19 protein-coding genes, 1 tRNA gene and 1 other RNA gene are annotated in these 18,353 nt (G+C 66.7%); 13 read left to right on the plus strand and 8 right to left on the minus strand.

Translation table 11 applies throughout. From position 1 onward, the window contains the following. The first annotated feature begins 87 nt into the window (after positions 1–87). From AAYO93_RS03800 to AAYO93_RS03820, 5 genes are all read left to right on the plus strand, one after another. Entirely contained in the window at positions 88–1,344 is a 1,257-nt protein-coding gene (locus tag AAYO93_RS03800) for an ROK family protein (protein WP_345763686.1), read from the plus strand. 242 nt (positions 1,345–1,586) lie between these two features. Next, positions 1,587–2,816, plus strand: coding sequence for a multidrug effflux MFS transporter (locus AAYO93_RS03805; RefSeq protein WP_345763687.1), 1,230 nt, complete (start codon positions 1,587–1,589; stop codon positions 2,814–2,816). A gap of 93 nt (positions 2,817–2,909) precedes the next feature. Further along, positions 2,910–3,611 (plus strand): phosphatase PAP2 family protein, encoded by a 702-nt coding sequence (locus AAYO93_RS03810; RefSeq protein WP_345763688.1) that lies wholly within the window; start codon positions 2,910–2,912, stop codon positions 3,609–3,611. Positions 3,612–3,744: 133 nt separating this feature from the next. Further along, on the plus strand, positions 3,745–5,019 hold the full coding sequence (locus AAYO93_RS03815; RefSeq protein WP_345763689.1) for a saccharopine dehydrogenase family protein: 1,275 nt from the start codon (positions 3,745–3,747) through the stop codon (positions 5,017–5,019). 106 nt (positions 5,020–5,125) lie between these two features. Then, entirely contained in the window at positions 5,126–5,767 is a 642-nt protein-coding gene (locus tag AAYO93_RS03820) for a GntR family transcriptional regulator (RefSeq protein ID WP_345763690.1), read from the plus strand. Here the strand turns inward: AAYO93_RS03820 and AAYO93_RS03825 are convergent. The 4 genes from AAYO93_RS03825 to AAYO93_RS03840 form a co-directional block, all read right to left on the minus strand. Beyond that, complete coding sequence (locus AAYO93_RS03825) at positions 5,764–6,588, minus strand: aminoglycoside phosphotransferase family protein (RefSeq protein ID WP_345763691.1); 825 nt, start codon at positions 6,586–6,588, stop codon at positions 5,764–5,766. The two genes, AAYO93_RS03820 and AAYO93_RS03825, sit on opposite strands and share 4 nt — an antisense overlap. Then, positions 6,585–7,418, minus strand: a complete 834-nt coding sequence (locus AAYO93_RS03830; protein ID WP_345763692.1) for an AraC family transcriptional regulator — start codon at positions 7,416–7,418, stop codon at positions 6,585–6,587. Before AAYO93_RS03830 ends, AAYO93_RS03825 begins: the two co-directional genes overlap by 4 nt. 71 nt (positions 7,419–7,489) lie before the next feature. Then, positions 7,490–8,047, minus strand: a complete 558-nt coding sequence (locus AAYO93_RS03835) for a hypothetical protein (protein ID WP_345763693.1) — start codon at positions 8,045–8,047, stop codon at positions 7,490–7,492. 294 nt (positions 8,048–8,341) lie between these two features. Then, positions 8,342–8,755 (minus strand): hypothetical protein, encoded by a 414-nt coding sequence (locus AAYO93_RS03840; protein ID WP_345763694.1) that lies wholly within the window; start codon positions 8,753–8,755, stop codon positions 8,342–8,344. Positions 8,756–8,929: 174 nt separating this feature from the next. Between AAYO93_RS03840 and AAYO93_RS03845 the strand changes: the two genes are divergently transcribed. The 4 genes from AAYO93_RS03845 to AAYO93_RS03860 all read left to right on the plus strand — a co-directional run bounded on the left by AAYO93_RS03845 (position 8,930) and on the right by AAYO93_RS03860 (position 11,752). Further along, positions 8,930–9,799 (plus strand): N-acyl homoserine lactonase family protein, encoded by an 870-nt coding sequence (locus AAYO93_RS03845; protein WP_345763695.1) that lies wholly within the window; start codon positions 8,930–8,932, stop codon positions 9,797–9,799. A 4-nt stretch (positions 9,800–9,803) separates the two neighbouring features. Then, complete coding sequence (locus AAYO93_RS03850) at positions 9,804–10,289, plus strand: MarR family winged helix-turn-helix transcriptional regulator (protein WP_345763696.1); 486 nt, start codon at positions 9,804–9,806, stop codon at positions 10,287–10,289. Between the two features lie 55 nt (positions 10,290–10,344). Continuing rightward, positions 10,345–11,238, plus strand: coding sequence for a metalloregulator ArsR/SmtB family transcription factor (locus tag AAYO93_RS03855; RefSeq protein WP_345763697.1), 894 nt, complete (start codon positions 10,345–10,347; stop codon positions 11,236–11,238). A 103-nt stretch (positions 11,239–11,341) separates the two neighbouring features. Continuing rightward, positions 11,342–11,752 carry an arsenate reductase ArsC gene (locus AAYO93_RS03860; RefSeq protein ID WP_345763698.1) on the plus strand — a complete coding sequence of 137 codons (411 nt, stop codon included), beginning with the start codon at positions 11,342–11,344 and terminating at the stop codon, positions 11,750–11,752. A gap of 6 nt (positions 11,753–11,758) precedes the next feature. Here the strand turns inward: AAYO93_RS03860 and AAYO93_RS03865 are convergent, their stop codons facing one another. Continuing rightward, positions 11,759–12,340, minus strand: a complete 582-nt coding sequence (locus AAYO93_RS03865) for a dihydrofolate reductase family protein (RefSeq protein WP_345763699.1) — start codon at positions 12,338–12,340, stop codon at positions 11,759–11,761. Between the two features lie 36 nt (positions 12,341–12,376). Then, positions 12,377–12,991, minus strand: a complete 615-nt coding sequence (locus AAYO93_RS03870; RefSeq protein WP_345763700.1) for a hypothetical protein — start codon at positions 12,989–12,991, stop codon at positions 12,377–12,379. A 56-nt stretch (positions 12,992–13,047) separates the two neighbouring features. On the opposite strand from AAYO93_RS03870, the gene AAYO93_RS03875 reads away from it, so the two are divergent. Further along, positions 13,048–14,019, plus strand: a complete 972-nt coding sequence (locus AAYO93_RS03875) for a GNAT family N-acetyltransferase (protein WP_345763701.1) — start codon at positions 13,048–13,050, stop codon at positions 14,017–14,019. A 12-nt stretch (positions 14,020–14,031) separates the two neighbouring features. On the opposite strand, the gene AAYO93_RS03880 is transcribed toward AAYO93_RS03875, so the two are convergent. Then, positions 14,032–14,119: transfer RNA gene (locus AAYO93_RS03880), tRNA-Ser, on the minus strand. Between the two features lie 44 nt (positions 14,120–14,163). Next, complete coding sequence (locus tag AAYO93_RS03885; RefSeq protein ID WP_345763702.1) at positions 14,164–14,727, minus strand: hypothetical protein; 564 nt, start codon at positions 14,725–14,727, stop codon at positions 14,164–14,166. A 66-nt stretch (positions 14,728–14,793) separates the two neighbouring features. On the opposite strand from AAYO93_RS03885, the gene ffs reads away from it, so the two are divergent. The 3 genes from ffs to AAYO93_RS03900 all read left to right on the plus strand — a co-directional run bounded on the left by ffs (position 14,794) and on the right by AAYO93_RS03900 (position 18,290). After that, positions 14,794–14,890, plus strand: an RNA gene (gene ffs, locus AAYO93_RS03890) — signal recognition particle sRNA small type. Positions 14,891–14,997: 107 nt separating this feature from the next. Further along, a complete protein-coding gene (gene pta / locus AAYO93_RS03895; protein ID WP_345763703.1) occupies positions 14,998–17,106 on the plus strand; it encodes a phosphate acetyltransferase in 2,109 nt (702 codons plus the stop codon). Further along, the gene (locus AAYO93_RS03900) at positions 17,103–18,290 is read left to right on the plus strand and encodes an acetate/propionate family kinase (protein WP_345763704.1); all 1,188 of its coding nucleotides are present in this window, start codon (positions 17,103–17,105) and stop codon (positions 18,288–18,290) included. Before pta ends, AAYO93_RS03900 begins: the two co-directional genes overlap by 4 nt. The last annotated feature ends 63 nt before the right edge of the window (positions 18,291–18,353 follow it).

Consider the following 18,353-nt stretch of genomic DNA (forward strand, 5'->3'; position numbering starts at 1 on the left):
ACCGCCGCGGCGGCGGCGTGACGCCTGTCCTCGCAGACGCGTCGGGCTACGGATACCGAGCGCGGTTCGATATGGTTCGTGTGGACTATGACACCTTCGAGCGAACGCGCAAAGGCCGCGCAACCCGACACGCCCGCCTGGCCGGCACCGACCGGATCACGGACTGACGTGCCTTCCGGCGCGCGCGGAAACAACCTCGACACGGTTCGCCGGCACAATCTCGGCACGGTGCTCGGAATGGTCCACCGCGGGGGACCTGCCGCGCGATCGAAGCTCACCCAGTCGACCGGACTGAACCGCTCGACCATCGGTGCGCTCGTCGGCGAGCTCGTCGACCTCCGCCTGGTGGTCGAACGCGAGCCCGGTGTGAACACGCGTGTCGGACGACCGAGCCCCGTGGTGACTGCGTCTCCGAATGTGGTCGCGATCGCGGTCAACCCCGAGATCGATGCGATCACGGTCGCCGTCGTGGGGCTGGACGGCACCCTGCATCGCCGCGTGAGGTATCCGACGGGGCACGCGCCCACCGCCTCTGAAGCGGTCGCGATCGTCAGCGCCATCATCGACGGGCTGCGCCCCGACCTCGGAACATTCACCCGAACGGTCGGCATCGGCGTGGCCGTACCCGGGCTCGTTCGCGAGGCGGATGGGGTTGTGCGGCTCGCCCCGAACCTCGAGTGGGTGGACGAGCCGTTCACGGCGATGCTCCAAGAGGCCACCGGATTCGTCACGCGGTCGGCGAACGATGCCTCCCTCGGAGCGACAGCGGAACGGTACTTCGGCGCCGGCAGGGCGGCGACGGACCTCGTCTACCTCAACGGCGGTGCGAGCGGCATCGGCGCCGGCGTGATCGTCAACGGCGACGCGATGACCGGCATCTCCGGGTACGCGGGCGAACTCGGCCACACCCTCGTCAACAGCAACGGCGTGCGCTGCCACTGCGGTGCGATCGGGTGCCTGGAGACCGAAGTCAGCCAGGCTGCACTGCTGGGGGTGCTCGGCCTCGCATCCGCCGACAGCGACGAACTCGACCGGGCGCTCGCCGTCTCCGCGCACGACCCTGCGGTGGCCGAAGAGATCGACCGGCAGCTGCGGTTCCTCGCCGTCGCGATGCGCAACGCGACGAACATCTTCAACCCGCAGCTGATCGTGCTCGGGGGATTCCTCGGTGCGCTCTACCAGGTCGCGCCGGAACGGCTGACCGGACTGATCGCCGGGCAGGCGCTGAAGGCGTCGGGGGAGTCCCTCGCGATCGCGCGGGCGGAACTCGGGTCGCGTCTGCTGATGATCGGCGCCGCGGAGCTTGCGTTCGGGCCGCTGCTCGCGGATCCTGCCGGCGCCTGAGGCGGCCTGTCCCTCCCTCGATCAACACGATCTCCTGTTTTGTGAACGGGCCCGTGGAAACGCCGATGAGAACGGTCACAAGCGGGGTCGCGCATCCACTAGGCTGGTGGAGGCGATATCGAATCGATTCGATTGAATCGATTCGATCATCCGCCCTTCCGCCGGCCTAGAGCCGGCACGCCCAATCCAGCTCCTCACCGTGGTCGTCAGCGACCGCGGTGTTCGTTTTCCCAAGGACACCTGTGACTACCGTCGTCCATCCCGGTGACTCGCTTTCCGGCCGCCAGCGGCTCGCGTACATCCTGATCCTCGGCGCGCTGACCGCGCTCGGGCCGTTCACGATCGACATGTACCTGCCTGCCCTGCCGACTCTCGAGAGCGAGTTCGGCGTCTCGACGGCGGCCATCCAGCTCACACTGACGGCGACCACCATCGGCTTCGGACTGGGCCAGCTCATCGTGGGACCGTGGAGTGACAAGGTCGGCCGGCGGCTGCCGTTGATTCTCGCGACGGCTGTGCACATCCTCGCGTGTGTCGGCGCGGCGCTTTCGCCGAACGTCGAACTCCTCGCCACCTTCCGTGCGCTCCAGGGCATCGGTGCAGCGGCCGGGGGTGTCGTCGCGATGGCCATGGTCCGCGACCTGTTCGGCGGACGTCCCCTGGTGCGGATGCTCAGCCGGCTCGCCCTCGTCAGCGGGCTCGCCCCGGTACTCGCACCGGTGCTCGGATCCCAGCTGCTCCTGGTCATGCCGTGGCGCGGCATCTTCCTCGTGCTGGCTGTCTACGGACTCTTCGTCATCGTCTGCGTGAGCCTGTGGATCGTCGAGACGCTCCCGAAGGCGCGGCGGCACGACGCCGGCCACTCGACTGTCGGCCAGCGCTACAAGGCAGTCCTCAGCGACCGCGTCTTCGTCGGTATCGCGATCGTCGGGGCGATGAACTTCACCGGACTCTTCGCCTACCTCTCGTCGAGCTCCTTCATCTTCCAGGGCCTCTACGGCTTCGACGCCCAGCAGTACGGTCTGCTGTTCGCCGTGAACTCGGTGGGCATCATCATCGGTGTCCAGTCGTCCGCGCGCATCACCAAGTACGTCGGTCCGCAATGGATCCTCGCTGTCACGACTATCGTCATGCTCATCTCTGCGCTGCTGATCGTGATCCTCGGCCAGGCCGGCTTCGGCATCTGGGGAACGGTCATCCCGCTCTGGTTCTTCATCGCGGCCTGCGGTTTCGGATTCCCCTGCGTGCAGGTGCTCGCGCTGAACGGCCACGGGCACGAGGCAGGCACTGCGGCCTCGATCCTGGGAGCCGCCAACTTCGGGATCGCCGGCATCATCTCACCGGTCGTCGGCCTGCTCGGGGTGACGACCGCGGTTCCGATGGGGGCGGTGATGGCGGTGACGTCGACGGTGAGCATCCTCGCGCTCTGGTTCGTCGTGCGCCCGCGCACTGTCCCTGCGCTCGCCCACTGACGCACGTTCACCTCGCTGCGCCCGCCCGCTGACGCGTCTCGCGGGCTACCGGGTCTGGGAAGTGTCTGGTCGTCCACGCGATAGCGTGTGGGGATGACCGACCACCGCGTCGACACCGGCGACCTGCAGCAGGCGCACACCATCGCGCGTTTCTGGCCCGTGGTCTCGGCATCCGTGGCGCTCGCGCTTGTGCTGATCATGGCCGGGATCATCGCTCTGCGTCCGAACGAGCCCTTCGCCATCGACCTGAGGTGGATGGGCGAGGTCGTCGAGCATCGCTCGCCATTCTGGACGGTGCCGGCCCTCATCATGGACACGCTCGGCGGCGGACTGATCGGGGTCGTCATCATCCCGGTGGGGATCGTTGTCGTTCTCCTGCTGTTCCGCAGGCCGTGGGCTGCCCTGTACTACGCGATCTCTGCCGCACTGAGTGCCGGCGCCGTCCAGCTCCTGAAAGTCACCGTCGGCCGGGCGAGGCCCGAGGACATGCTCGTGCAGTCCGATCCCGGCTCATTCCCGTCGGGGCATACAGCGAACGCGGCCACGACAGCTGTCGCTCTCGCCATCATCTTCCCGCGGGTCTGGGTGTGGGTCGTCGGCAGCGCGTACGCCCTGGCCATGGCTCTGAGTCGCACCTACCTGGGTGCGCACTGGCTCAGCGACACGATCGGAGGGCTGCTGCTGGGTGCGGGAGTGGCCGTGCTCGTCTGGGCGCCACTCGCCTACAAACTGGCTGCCGAGAGCACCAGACCGCATCCGTTCGTGCTTTCGGGCAAACCCTCGCCAACGTTGTAGCGCTGGCATAGTGTCCGGAATTCGGCCGAAAGTCGCCAATCGCGCCGAGGCTCGCCCGTCGGGCGCCGACTCTCGCCGGGAACGGCGACTTTCGGCCGGAAGCGTGTCTGCGCTCGCGAGTAGGGTGGCGATCATGAGAATCCTCCTGGTCGGCGCCGGCGGCGTCGGAGACGCCATCGCGAAGATCGCCGCACGGCGCACGTTCTACGAGCAGATCGTGGTCAGCGACTACGACATCGCCAGGGCTGAGAAGACCGTCGCGTGGATCGCACAGAAGCACGGCGCCGAGATCGCCGGCCGGTTCACGCCGGCGTCGATCGACGCATCCGACCCCGACAGCGTCGAGCGGGTCGCCCGTGAGCACGGCGCGACCCATGTGATGAACGCCGTCGAGCCGAAATTCGTGCCGACGATCTTCACCGGCGCGCTCGCCGCCGGGGCCGACTACCTCGACATGGCCATGAGCCTGTCCGAGCCGCATCCCACCGACCCGTACACGAAGACCGGGGTGAAACTCGGCGACGACCAGTTCGCCCAGCGCGGCGACTGGGAGACCGCGGGCCGGCTGGCACTGGTGGGCATGGGCGTCGAGCCCGGCCTCAGCGACGTCTTCGCCCGGTACGCGGCAGATCACCTCTTCAGCGAGCTCGACGAGCTGGGCACCCGCGACGGTGCGAACCTCGTCGTCCGCGACGTCGACGGGAACGAGATCTTCGCTCCCTCGTTCAGCATCTGGACGACCATCGAAGAGTGCCTGAACCCTCCAGTCGTCTTCGAGAAGGACGCAGGCTGGTTCACGACTCCGCCGTTCAGCGAGCCGGAGGTCTTCATGTTCCCCGAGGGCATCGGCCCGGTCGAGTGCGTGAACGTCGAACACGAAGAGGTGCTGCTGATGCCGCGCTGGATCGACGCGAAGCGAGTGACATTCAAATACGGGCTCGGGGAGGAGTTCATCAACATCCTCCGCACGCTGCACCAGCTCGGCCTCGACTCGACCACGCCCATCCGCGTGCGCAGCGAGAGTGGGCCCGTGCATGTCGCGCCCCGTGACGTCGTCGCTGCGGCCTTGCCCGACCCCGCGACGATCGGGCCCCGGATGACCGGCAAGACGTGTGCAGGGGTGTGGGCGACCGGCACGGGCGTCGACGGTTCGCCGCGCGAAGTGTATCTCTACCACGTCAGCGACAACGAGTGGACGATGCGCGAATACGAGAGCCAGTGCGTGGTCTGGCAGACCGCCCTCAACCCGGTGATCGCGCTTGAGCTGCTCGCGACGGGGGTGTGGTCGGGCGTCGGTGTTCTCGGCCCGGAGGCGTTCGATGCGAAGCCGTTCCTCGACCTGATGGCGCGCCCAGAGGTCGACGGCGGCTACGGCCAGTCCTGGGGCATGGAGGACCGACTCGCCTAGGCGAAATGCTGGCGTAATAGTGCTCTGAGAAATTAATTGCATTAGCATGCATGTTCGGAGCGAGTAGTCAGCGCGCTTCCCGTCTGTCTATCGAAGGATGTGCGCCGTGCCCGTTCCCTCTCCCGATCCCCAATCGATCGAGCGACGCTCCCTGCGGGAGATCGCAGCCGACAAGATCAAAGAGGCCATCTTCGATCACACCCTCGAACCCGGCGAGAACCTCCGGGATGAGGACCTCCAGGCGTGGCTCGGTATGTCCCGCACTCCGGTGCGCGAAGCGCTCATCGAGCTGAAACGTCTCGGACTCGTCGACATGGAGGCGCAGCGGTTCACGCGCGTGGCCACGTCCGATCCGAAGACCGCCCGCTACGACCTCCAGACGGTGGGAGCGCTACTGGGTGGCCTCATCCTGGTGACCGTCCCCGCGCTGGATTCGGCCGCGACGGCGCGTCTCGTCAAGATTCTCGACCGAACCGACGCCGTGCTCGGGAAAGGTGACGCTGCCGAGTATGCGGCCGGCACCCGGCAGTTGCTGGAGCTGCTCGTCGCGAGTTGTCCGAATCCGGTGATCGTCGAGGCCACCCAGGACATCGTCGACGCGAAGATCCACCGGGTCTACCTGGCCCGGACCGAGATCACCTACGACTGGGACGAGCTTCGTGCGAACTACCGCTCTCTTCGGGCAGCGGTGGAAGCCGGCGATGCGGCTGCAGCCATGGTCGCCCTCGGGCGCGCCTTCCAGCTCTAGGCGAGAAGCCGCTCGGCGGCAAGTCCGACCTGCAGCGCGTGCCCGGCATCCCCGTCGGCTCGCTCGCCCCATGCTGCAGAGAGCCCGGACCAGGCCACCGCCCACGCCGTCATCCGCCCGGGTTCGATGCCGGTGGCCTCGCAGATCACGGCGAGCTGCCGTTCGAGCCGGCCGGGGGTGAGCGCGATGCTCGCACCGGGATTGCAGAGGATGTTCGCGAAGTCGAACGCCCGATCGCCCGTGACGTGCTTCGGATCGATCGCACGCCATCCATCGTCCGCGAAGTCGAGCACATTGCCATGGTGGATGTCGCCGTGCAGGACCGCCTGTTCGTGCTGATCGTCGATCAGAGCGTGGGCGACGGATGCGGCCCGCGCGAAGAATCCGCCCTGCGCCTCCGCGTGAAGGAAGAGCTCGAGAAACCAGCGGTCGAGACCCACGAGGCCGTCGGGCGGTGCGCCAGTCACGGAGTGGAGCGTCGTAGCGACCTCGCACAGTATCCGCGTCGCCGCGTCGTCCTGGTCGGCCTCTGTCTCGGCCATGGCGGCGAGGGACCGCGTGCCTCGGGCGCGCTCGAGCACGATCGCGGGGCCATCGTGTTCGAACACCGGAGCCGACCCCTGCCCGTTCCACCAGACCATCAGGCGTGAGCCAAGCTCTTCCTCGCGCTCCGTCGCCACCTTGAGGAAGGCCTTCCGGCTGTGTGAGACGACAGGAACGAGGACGCTGCTGGGCGTCGTGAACGTTCGGCCGTCGCGGATGAGGTCCCAGCGCCGCAGGTACGGGGCGATGAGCGCATCGGCGGCTTCGTGCGACGTCACCGAGGGTCCGGTCCATCCGTGCGGGCCGTCGCTGCATACGCGCCGGGTGTCGAGCCGACCACGGTCTTGAACTCGCGGCTGAAATGCGCCTGATCCGAGTACCCGAGCGCGGCGGCGAGGTCGGCGAGCGCAGGCGGCTCATCACCGCGAAGCGCGGCCGCGGCCTCATGGAGCCGATAGCGCTGGATCAGCCATTTGGGCGAGAACCCGACATGGCTTCCGACCAGGCGCTGCAGCCGCCTGATGCCGATGCCGAAGCGGTCGGCGAGTTGCTCGACGCGGAGCAGGTCGCGATCGCCTTCGACTTCGCTGACGATCCGGTTCACCAGAAGCGCCTCGTCGTCGGGTTCGGGCACGCGGTCCAGCAGCCAGCGCTCGAACTCGTCGATCGCGGAGAGGTCGTCGCCCGTCGAAGCGTGCTCACTGACCTTGGCCGCGAGGTCGCCGGCGCCGGTCAGCCCGAGATCGCCGAGGTCCGCCGACGCCGGAGCGGAGCGGATGCTCCTGCCGAGAAGCATCCGCGCGGTGCCCGGCTGCAGCATCGTCCCGAACGCCCAGCCGGAGCCCACCAGCGTGCGCGTGCTGCGTCCCCGATGCGCGCGGTAGAGACGTGCTACGCCGTCCTCGACGACGATGTTCGTCGTCGGATACTCCAGCACATCCTGCCGGAGCTGTTCCCGTTCCGGGAGGTTCCAGCGGGGAACCCAGTAGTGCCGCACGAGGGCCGCGGCTCCGTCGCCTGCCCAGTAGCGTTCGATGCTCACAGGGTTCTGCGGCGACTCCGGCGTCAGCAGGCCCTTGCTGACGGGCGTACCGGCGACGGTCTTCACGCAGTAATACTTTCACGGCACGTGTCGCGCAGCGCAGCGCGATTCGTCGCGACGAGCGGGAACAGCCGCCGCTACCCGCGCCCGACGCGCGGAAAGCGCTCGAACCAGTACAGCAACTGCGGGGATTCGCGCCTCAGCTCGGTCAACGTGATCGACTCGCTCCGGGTGGTCACCGGCACATCGAGTTCCTCGGCAACGCGCTCCATGTCTTCGCGCGACCAGAACTGTCCGCGGAGGCGGAGAAGCAGGCGACCGTCCAGATCCGTGACGAACAGCTGGGGGAGCGTGTCGAGGGTGCTGCCTTCATAGAGGTCGAGGAGGACCACCGACCCCACCATCCCCGGCCGGATATCCGTAACGCGGCCGAAGAATCCGCGTTCGCGCACACCGCTCGGGAGCAACTGGATCGTGGTGCCGAAGTACGCGAGCACCGCGAGCACTGTCACGAGCACGACGGCGATGTGGATGGCGAGTACGAGCGGCCAGACGCCATCAGGGATGGTCAGCCAGTACAGCACGGCGAAGACAGGGGTCGTCAGCGCGAGCATCGCGACGATGCCGCGCGTGAAGAGATGGGCGTGCGGGCGCAGCACCACGCTCTTGGCCGTCACGACGGTCTCCTGTCCCATTGATTCCCCTCTACTCTCTGAGCTTCCCCTATCCGGCGGCCGCCCGGTAGCGGCATTTTGGGGGACACGGCACCCCCACTTCAGAGGTCGTCAAAGAGTCCGCGGGGCGGCTTTCAGGCCGGGGACCCGACGCTCGCCGAGCGCACCTGGGTCCTTCTGACCGAAGCGGTGCCGGGTGGATGGGGGCTCACTGGTCACGCCAACACGAACGACGAACTCGTGGTGGCGGCGCGAGCGCAGATCGCTGCCCTTCAGGCAGGAAGCTGAACCAACGTCGGAGACTGAGGTTCTCCGTCAGCGGTCGACGGCGGCTTTCAGGATGGCGGCGATCCGCTTCTTGTCCGCGTCATCCAGCTTGGTGAGGGCGAAACCGACGGGCCACACGTTGCCGTCATCCAGTGCTGCCGCCTGCTGGAACTCGAGGGTCGCGTAGCGGATATTGAACTTCGAACCAGGTTTGAAGGCGACGACCGTCTTCCCGTCGGCGCCCGCATAAGCGGGCATCCCGTACCAGGTCTTCGCGGCCAGCGACGTGTTCTCCTGGACCAGTTCGTGAAATGCCTCGGCGAGTTCCTTGTCGGTCCCGGTCATCGCGGCGATCGCTGCATCACACGCGGCTGCGGCGTCCGCACCTTCCTGCGCAGCCTTCTTCTCGGCGATGGCCGCCTTCATGGCGGCCTTTTCCTCTTTGCTGAATGTGGTAGCCATGGGGGCCCTCCCTGTGTTGTGAGCTAGACCAATATTAATTTGGGGGCTGTGCCTGGCGCTTCTCGAATCCTGCTCTCTCGCCGCATCGGGCGAAACTCCCGCATTGACAATGGACTCTCCATGGGCTTTACTAAGTGTCACGACATATATGTCGCGACATTTAATTTCGGAGGAATGATGAAGCTTGTCAAACGGGTCTCGGTCATCAGCACGGGAACCGTGCAGATCCGCCCCGAACATGTCGAGACCAATGGCACACCGATGCTGTGGTGGCTCAACACGTCACGTCGCTGGACCGCTCCTCGTCCGATCAACGTCTATGTGATCGAACACGAGAAGGGGCTGGTGCTCTTCGACACGGGCCAGGACCGACGCTCGGTCACCGACCCCGACTACTTCCCGGGCGGCATGGTCGGCTACAACTACCGTCGCCTCGCCACGTTCGACATCCCCGAAGGCGCTACGCTCACCGAGCAGCTGAGGGCCGACGGCTACGACATCGCGGACGTACGTGTCGCGATCCTGTCCCACCTGCACCAGGACCACATCGGGGGCCTGCGTGAGCTGCCCCGATCGGCGCAGGTGGTGGTGAGCGGTGCAGAACTGGCTCAGGTGGACAAGCGATTCGCGGTGCTCAACGGCCTGATGCGGGATCACATCCGGATTCCTGGAATCAACTGGGTTCCGGTCACCCCGCAACCTGTCCAGGACGATTCGCTAGCCCCGTTCACCCACGCTCATGACGTCATGGGCGACGGCTCGCTGCTGCTCCTGCCGACCCCCGGCCACACACCTGGTTCGATGTCGTTGCTGCTGCGGAGCGAAGGGCTTCCGAGCATGCTCTTCGTCGGCGATGTCACCTACGACGCAGACCTGTTGGCTGCAGACCGTGTCCCCGGAGTCGGTCACAGGCCCGGCCTCCACGAGACGACAAGACGAATAAATCAGCTGACTGCGCAGTTCCCCGAGATGCCCGTCCTGGCGGCCCACGACCCCGCGGCAGCACGCCTGCTGGAGTCGGCACTGTCGCAGCACGCGGAGTGATCCGTTGAGAACTGCTGAGCAGGTCCGTTACCTGATCCTTGCCGCGCAACGGGAGGGCAACCGCCACCTGATGGCGCTCTTGTCCGAGATCGACCTCACCCCGGCGCAATCGGAGGCGCTGCGCATCATCGCGGGCCACGGCCCGCTCGCTCTGAAGGAGCTCGGCGACATGCTCGTCTGTGACAGCGGCACGAGCCCCAGCCGCATCGTCGACAGGCTCGTGGCCGCCGGCCTCGTGAGTCGAGTCGCCGGCGAGCACGATCGGCGACAGGTCCGACTCACCGTCACCGCGGAAGGCGAAGACCGGGCAGCCCGGGTCCGCGGCATCGAAGATCAGCTCTACGACTCGATCGACAGCGCACTGAGCGCAGACGACACACAGGCGTTCCTCCGCATCCTTCGCATACTGACCGGAGGTTCTCCGGCCAGAGCCGCCCTCGACAAACGGCTCGCCGCCGAAGAACCACCGACTCGATCGCATCCCGCGTGACTCGGGTCTGGATGACTAGTTCGACTCACTGACCGCATCGCATAGGCTTCGGTCTATGAGTGGCGGTCCGGAGGCGAGTGACACGCTCCGCAGCCTGAAGCGGATCTCCGATCCGACACGCGCGCGCATCCTCTCTCTAATCCTTGCCGGGGAGGGCGGGCGCGCTTCGGTGACCCGTCTCGCCGAGGAGCTCGACCTGACTCAGCCGACCGTCAGCCACCACCTGAAGGTGCTCCTCGACGACGGCCTGTTGCTGCGCGAACCCGAGGGGCGGCTCGTCTGGTACTCCGTCGTGCCCGATCAGATCGATCGCGTCTCGGAGCTGCTTCAGGAACCTGATGCAAGCACGCCGGCCGGTGCGGTTCTGGACCGGATCTCAGCCGACCTCGCCGAGCGCTTCGTCGGTGTTTTCGCACGAGAGACGGTGGAGCGTTACGTCCGCGAGAGCTACGGACTGCTCGCCGACCAGTCCGGCATCACCCGCAATCTGGCGTCGCTCACGTCACACTTCGCCGCCGATCGGCTCAGTGCGCTGGCGCACCAGGATCACGTGGCGGGTGACCGACCGGAGGTGCTGTTCGTCTGCGTGCAGAACGCCGGCCGGTCGCAGATGGCCGCGGCGATCCTCAAGCAGCTCGCCGGCGACCGGGTGCATGTGCGCACTGCGGGCTCCTCGCCGGTCGACGTGGTGCGACCGACCGTCGTCACAGCGCTGGATGAGATCGGGGTGCCGATCGCAGGCGAGTATCCGAAACCCCTCACCGACGAGGTTGTGGGCGCGGCGGATGTGGTGGTCACGATGGGTTGCGGCGACGCCTGCCCCGTCTACCCGGGACGCCGCTACCTGGACTGGGACCTCGACGACCCGGCCGGGCAGCCCTTGTCGAAGGTGCGCGAGATCCGCGACGACATCGAATCCCGCGTGCGAGCGCTCCTCGCATCCCTCTGAGTCAATGCATTGACAGTCATCTATGAGTTCGCCATACTTGAAGCATCGACGACGGTGAATGCGTGAGGTCATCGTCGAAACACAACCCTCCGGAGAAGCCGCAGTGTCTGACAAACCCACAGTCCTCTTCGTCTGCGTCCACAACGCCGGCCGTTCCCAGATGGCCGCGGGCTACATGCAGGCGCTCTCCGGTGGCAAGGTCCAGGTGCTTTCCGCAGGGTCGGAGCCGAAGGAGCAGATCAACCCGATCGCGATCCGGGCGATGGCCGAGGAGGGCATCGACATCGCGAACAATGTGCCAAAGATCCTGACGACGGAGGCAGTGCGGGACTCGGATGTCGTGATCACGATGGGCTGCGGCGACACCTGCCCGATCTTCCCCGGCAAGCGCTACGAGGACTGGGAGTTCGAAGACCCCGCCGGCAAGGACATCACGGTGGTGCGACGAGTGCGCGATGACATCAAGGTGCGTATCCAGGAGCTCCTGGCCGAAATCCTTCCGATCACCGCGTAGCGAGGATCAGCGACGCACCCGGTAGCGCAGGTGAAGCACCCGGTCGCCCTGGACCACCGCCTCGGGATCCTCCAACAGGTGCTGAGCCTGGACCGATCCGAAGAAGGGCTTGCCCGACCCGAACACGACGGGTACGACGTCCATCCGCACCTCGTCGACCAGGCCCGCGGCGAACACCTGGCCACCGACGTCGCCGGCGGCGACCTCGACGATGCGCTCACCCGCGAGCTCCTGCGCCTTGGCCACGGCCGCCTCGACGCCGTCGACGAAGTGAAACGGCGCCTCGGGGTCCCAGCCCGCAGGTCTCGACCGGTGCGTCACGACGACCACGTGTTCGACCCCGCCTGGAGGCGTCCCGTCCCAGCCGTCCGTCAGGTCGAAGACGTGGCGGCCGACGATCGTCACCCCGATCTGGTCCCAGTACGGACGGGTGTAGTCGTAGGACGTCTGCGACACCTTCAACGCGCCGCTCTCGTCCAACGGGACGTCACCGCTGGTCAACCAGTCGAACAGAGGTCCGGGCTGGTCGTTCTCGTCCGCGACGAAGCCGTCCAAAGACACCGAGCTGTACATGACCACCGTGCCCACGGGGTCCTCCTTTGCTGTGGGTTGTTCGCCTGACATTCAGCCGAACAGGATCGTCAAGAGCCTCGGTGTGTAATTCTCAGGTCCGGCGTTGTTCCAGTCCGAGGCGAGCCAGATGCCCTTCCCGAGGAACTGTGACTCGCCGATCGACACTCCGGTGTGAGAGTCGTTCGTCAGGCACCACTGGCCACCGTACTCAGAGCTGCACGACCAGCCAAGTTCCTGCAGCCTGGCGAGCGCGGCTTGCTGCGTCGCGGCATCGACGTGACGCAGTTGAGTGGTGAGGAACGTGGTGCTGGGGCCGGCGGGAGGAGCCCAATCGCAGATCATGCCTGGATCGGTCGACAGCATGCCCGCCAGTGTCGGGTCGTACGTGCCGTAACCACTCGCGACAGGTCGCGATGTGCCCGGCCCCGACTTCCAAGCCGGGTTGAGCACCAATGAACCATCCGGTGAGACGAACGACTTCTGGCCGGAGAAGAGCACGTCGCAGTTGGCCGGCAGTCCATCGACGACATTCGGCGTTGTGGCAGGCGCGGGCGCGCTCGCCGGGTTCGAGGCCCTGGATGGGGTCGGCGCGCCTGCGGCCGGTGCACTGCAACCGGAAAGAGCGAGAACTGCGATGCAGAGAATGACGGACGTGGCGCGTTTCACACCGATGACATTAGCGGTAGACGACAGCCCTCGCCGCGCTCTATAAGGTTGCGATCATGACTGTCGAATCACCGAACCTCATTTGGCGCCCGATGGCTGTATCCGACGGCGCGGCGATGGCCGACCTCCTGAATGCGATCGACGCGGAGGACCACGTCTGGGGGCAGTACACCGTGGAAGACGCGACCGAGGAGCTGGACTCACCGGTCGACGACCTCCCGACGTCCACTCTGGCGGTGTTCGACGGCGCGACGATGCTCGGCTTCTCGGCGGTCCACTACAAGCCGACAGCCGAGATCGTCCACCGGGTGCACGCGGCGGGCGCTGTCCGCCCCACGCATCGTCGCCAGGGACTCGGGACGAAGCTCATGCAGCACGGGCTGGCGACCGCCGAGGCGCTGCACGCACTGCATCACCCCACGCTCCAACTGGTCGTCGAATCCGTCTACGGCGAGCACGTTGACGGGGCCGTCGCGCTGTATCGCGCGGCAGGCATGACGGCGACGAAGTGGAGCCGGCACATGAGGCATCCGCTCGGCACTGCCATTCCGGACGCTCCTATCCCCGACGGCCTGCGGATCGAGGGCTACACGGCCGAGACCGACGAGGAATTCCGCGCGGTCCGCAACGACGCCGCCCAGGACGTGGGCAGGTCGCAGCTGAGCGCCGAGGAGTGGAAGGTCTGGGCCGTGAACGCGAGCTTCCGGCCCGAGTTGAGCTTTCTGCTCCGTGACGTCGAGACCGGAACGGCGGCCGGGGTCATCCTGGTCGTCTCGTGGGAGGCGGAAACGGTGGCGACCGGCATCCGTGACGCTTACTTCCGGGTCATCGCCACGCGGCCCGCGTACGAGGAGCGCGGGGTGGCCGAAGCCCTGATCTCACACACGCTTCGGGCGGCGCAGGACCAGGGGTACGGACGGGCCAGCCTCAGGGTCGACGCCGATGGTTCGAGCAAAGAGTTCGGAGTCTATGAGAGTGCCGGGTTCGTCACCCAGGACACTCAGGTCCACTACTGCATCGAACTCTGACGCGCAAAAAATTGGCGGAGAATGGGGGATTCGAACCCCCGAGGGCTTGCACCCAACACGCTTTCCAAGCGTGCGCCATAGGCCACTAGGCGAATTCTCCTGGCTGGCGTATTCCTCGTTATCGAAGAACGGCCACGAAGCATCCTACCTGCTCAGACGGGTGCCTCGCGCCGCCTGGGTGCGCCCCACCCACCAGAAGGCCAGCGCGATCAGCCCGATCACGACCATCGTGCCGATCCAGGCGAGTGCCACGAGCATCCCGAGCCTGTCGATGCGTTGTTCGGTCGGAATCAGCGACTGGGCGCCCATCACGACCCGGTCGCCGCTTCTGACTTCGACGGTCGCGAACCTCAGGCCGGGTCGCGGCTGCCACGTGACATGGTTCGATCCGTCGGATGCTGCGGCCCGGATCACTCCGGCCGGTGGCGCGGCGAGGTGGCCGTCCAGGTAGCCGTTGCCGGCGATCGGATGCCCACCCGAGTCGTACACGACCACGAACGGGGCGAGGCTGGCGGCGATGTCGACGCGGGGGAGCCCGTCGAGGGTCGCGGTGGAACCGGAAGCCAGATCGCTGGCGACCTGTGTGGAGAGCTGCGCACCCACCTGGTCCGCGCCCTGCCGCTCGAGCTGCTGGGCGACCACGTAGACGGTTCCGAGCGTGAGCGTCGCGACGACGACTCCGATGATCCAGGCTGCGAGGCGGTTCATGCCCCGAAAACTACGCCTCTGGCGGTCGCGCGGCATCAGTCGCTCGGATGATTGGGTAAACTGGTCGACGGCTCCTCACGTGGCGCCATCCAGGCCAACTCCCCCAGGACGGAAACGTAGCAAGGGTAACCGGGCTCTGGCGGGTGCGTGAGGGGTCTTTTTCGTCTGTGGATAGCGCCCATCGCCCGCGCTCCCGACGGTAGGTTTGAAGAACACCCGCCGAGCACTGGAGGCCAGATGGCTGACGCGATCGAGAAGGCCGACTGACCGGTGTCGCACTCGATCTACATCACGTCGGCTGAGGGCAACACCGGCAAGTCGACGGTGGCCGTCGGGGTCCTGGAACTGCTCTCGCGTTCTGTCGGTCGCGTCGGGGTCTTCCGTCCCATCGCCCGTTCGACGACGGAGCGCGACTACGTCCTCGAACTGCTTCTCGAGCGCGCGACGGCGCCCGCCGACTACGACGAGAGCATCGGCGTCACGTACGACGACGTCCATGCCGATCCCGACGCGGCGCTCTCCACGATCATCCAGCGATTCCATGCCGTCGAAGCGCGCTGTGACGCAGTCGTCGTGCTTGGCTCCGACTTCACCGATGTGAGCAGCCCGACCGAGCTCGGCTACAACGCTCGTATCGCTGCCAACCTCGGCGCACCCGTCCTGCTCGTGCTCGGCGGGCGCACCGGGCAGGGCCGCGGCGAACGCCTGGGGCAGGCCGATCCTCGTCCGGCCGACGACCTCCGGCAGCTCGCCGAGATCGCTCGCGCCGAACTCAAGGCCGAACACGCGGCGCTCCTCGCCGTGATCGTGAACCGGGCGGATGCAGACCACACCGGCGAGATCATCGAAGCCGTGCGCGGCACGGTACCGGCCTCGACGATGGTGTGGGCGGTCCCCGAAGACCCCTATCTCGTCGCACCGAGCATGCGGTCCATCCTCGACGCGATAGACGGCACGCTCGTGTCGGGCGACGAAGAGCTTCTCGCTCGTGAAGCTCTCGGTGTGGTGGTCGCCGGCATGTCGATGGTCAACGTGCTTCCTCGCCTGATCGAAAGCGCAGTCATCGTCATTCCGGGCGATCGGGTCGAGACGCTCCTGGCCGTGCTCATGGCGAACGCCTCTGGCACCTTCCCCTCGGTGGCGGGCATCGTCCTGAACGGCGGATTCGACCTGCCTGAGCCGATCACGCGGCTCATCGACGGGCTGCGTTCGACACTCCCTGTCATCTCCACCGACCTGGGCACCTACGAGACGACGGTCCGCATCACGAACGCGCGTGGGCGTCTCGCAGCGGATTCACAGCGCAAGTACGACACGGCACTGGCGCTCTTCGAACGCAACGTGGACGGCATCGACCTTCTCGAGCGACTCGATGTCAGCCGCTCGAACGTGGTCACTCCGCTGATGTTCGAGTACGACCTGCTGGAGCGGGCTCGAGCGGCGAACAAGCACATCGTCCTCCCTGAGGGCGACGACGACCGCATCCTCCGCGCGGCCGCGACCCTTCTGTCGCGCGGCGTTGCTCGTCTGACGATTCTCGGCGAGCCCTTCGAGGTACGGTCGCGTGCGATCGCTCTCGGACTGGACGTCTCGGCCGCCGAGGTCGTCAGCCCGTTCGACGACGTGCTTCGCCATCGCTTCGCGCAGGAATACGCTCGGCTGCGCGCGCACAAGGGGATCACGATCGACCAGGCTGCGGACACGGTCACGGATTCGTCCTACTTCGGCACGATGATGGTCCAGCTCGGGCTCGCCGACGGGATGGTCTCCGGCGCCGCCCACACCACCGCGCACACGATCCGTCCCGCGTTCGAGATCATCAAGACCCGACCGGATGTCTCGGTGGTCTCGAGTGTGTTCCTGATGGCTCTCGCAGACCGGGTACTGGTCTACGGTGACTGCGCGGTGATCCCGGATCCGACAGCGACGCAGCTGGCCGACATCGCCATCTCGTCGGCCGAGACGGCCGCGCAGTTCGGCATCGAACCACGTGTGGCCATGCTGTCGTACTCCACCGGGGAATCGGGTTCCGGAGCCGATGTCGACAAGGTCAGGGAAGCGACGGCGCTGGTCCGGCAGCGCAATCCGTTCCTCCCCGTCGAGGGTCCGATCCAGTACGACGCCGCAGCCGATGCGGCGGTCGCGGCCTCGAAGCTGCCGCAGTCCGACGTCGCCGGTCGCGCCACGGTGTTCATCTTCCCCGATCTCAACACGGGCAATAACACCTACAAAGCGGTCCAGCGCAGTGCGGGCGCGGTAGCGATCGGCCCGGTGCTGCAAGGTCTGCGCAAACCCATCAACGACCTGTCCCGTGGAGCTCTCGTCGACGACATCGTGAACACTGTGGCCATCACGGCGATCCAGGCGGAGCTCGCATGAGTACGATCCTGGTCATCAACAGCGGCTCATCGTCGTTCAAGTACCAGCTGATCGACATGGAGTCGGAAGAGGCCGTCGCGAGCGGCCTGGTGGAGCGGATCGGCGAATCATCCGGGCACACCACGCATCGTGGGCCGTCAGGCACGAGCGAGCGCACGCTCGAGATCCCCGATCACACGGCAGGTTTCCGCGCCATGCTCGACGCCTTCGCCCAGAGCGGGCCAGCACTCGACGCCGAACCTCCGATCGCCGTCGGCCACCGCGTCGTTCACGGCGGCAAGCGATTCTTCGAACCCACCGTTGTCACGCCGCTCGTCGAGCTCAACATCGAAGACCTGTCCGATCTGGCGCCCTTGCACAACCCGGCGAACCTCGAAGGGATCCGGGCTGCCAAGAAAGCGTTCCCCGATGTTCCCCATGTCGCCGTCTTCGACACAGCATTCCACCAGACACTCGCACCGGCCGCCTACACCTATGCGATCGACGCCGACCTTGCCGAACGGTACCGCGTGCGACGCTACGGCTTCCACGGAACCAGCCACAAGTACGTCTCCGAAGAAGCGGCCCGGTTCCTCGGGAGACCGCTCGCCGCGCTGAAGCAGATCGTGCTTCACCTCGGAAACGGGGCATCGGCCTGCGCGGTCGACGGCGGTCGATCGGTCGACACGTCGATGGGCATGACCCCGCTCGAAGGCCTGGTGATGGGTTCGCGATCCGGCGACATCGACCCCGCGGTGCTTCTCCACCTCAGCCGCAGGGCCGCGCTCACCACCGACGGGCTCGATGAGCTGCTCAACCGGCGCAGCGGGCTGGTCGGGCTGGCGGGCCGCGGCGACATGCGCGACGTGACGGGCGCTGCCGCCCAGGGCGACGCATCCGCCGAGCTCGCACTCGCGACCTACCTGCACCGGCTGAAGCACTACATCGGCGCCTACTTCGCGATCCTCGGTGGGCTCGACGTGATCAGCTTCACGGCCGGTGTCGGGGAGAATAGCGCGATCGTCAGGGCCGGCGCCGTCGAAGGGCTCGAGCCGCTCGGCATCGAGCTGGACCCCGAGCGGAACGCGGAACGGTCGCGAGACGCGCGGAAGATCTCGACAGACGAGTCGCCCGTCACCGTCCTCGTCATCCCGACCGACGAAGAACTCGAGATCGCGCGACAGACCCGAGCCGCCATTTCCTGAGCCGCTCCCGCCCCAGCGCCGATCGCGGCGCGTGCACTTCCCGGCACTTCCGCAGAAGCTCAT

Origin of the sequence: Diaminobutyricibacter sp. McL0608, from assembly GCF_039613825.1 — a bacterium.
Lineage (GTDB): Bacteria > Actinomycetota > Actinomycetes > Actinomycetales > Microbacteriaceae > Diaminobutyricibacter.

Bases quoted from the DNA above. Each gene is read 5' to 3' on its own strand.
- AAYO93_RS03800 (WP_345763686.1), top strand. From the start codon at position 88: ATGACACCTTCGAGCGAACGCGCAAAGGCCGCGCAACCCGACACGCCC.
- AAYO93_RS03810 (WP_345763688.1), top strand. From the start codon at position 2,910: ATGACCGACCACCGCGTCGACACCGGCGACCTGCAGCAGGCGCACACC.
- AAYO93_RS03815 (WP_345763689.1), top strand. From the start codon at position 3,745: ATGAGAATCCTCCTGGTCGGCGCCGGCGGCGTCGGAGACGCCATCGCG.
- AAYO93_RS03835 (WP_345763693.1), bottom strand. From the start codon at position 8,047: ATGGGACAGGAGACCGTCGTGACGGCCAAGAGCGTGGTGCTGCGCCCG.
- AAYO93_RS03840 (WP_345763694.1), bottom strand. From the start codon at position 8,755: ATGGCTACCACATTCAGCAAAGAGGAAAAGGCCGCCATGAAGGCGGCC.
- AAYO93_RS03845 (WP_345763695.1), top strand. From the start codon at position 8,930: ATGATGAAGCTTGTCAAACGGGTCTCGGTCATCAGCACGGGAACCGTG.
- AAYO93_RS03855 (WP_345763697.1), top strand. From the start codon at position 10,345: ATGAGTGGCGGTCCGGAGGCGAGTGACACGCTCCGCAGCCTGAAGCGG.
- AAYO93_RS03875 (WP_345763701.1), top strand. From the start codon at position 13,048: ATGACTGTCGAATCACCGAACCTCATTTGGCGCCCGATGGCTGTATCC.
- AAYO93_RS03885 (WP_345763702.1), bottom strand. From the start codon at position 14,727: ATGAACCGCCTCGCAGCCTGGATCATCGGAGTCGTCGTCGCGACGCTC.
- AAYO93_RS03900 (WP_345763704.1), top strand. From the start codon at position 17,103: ATGAGTACGATCCTGGTCATCAACAGCGGCTCATCGTCGTTCAAGTAC.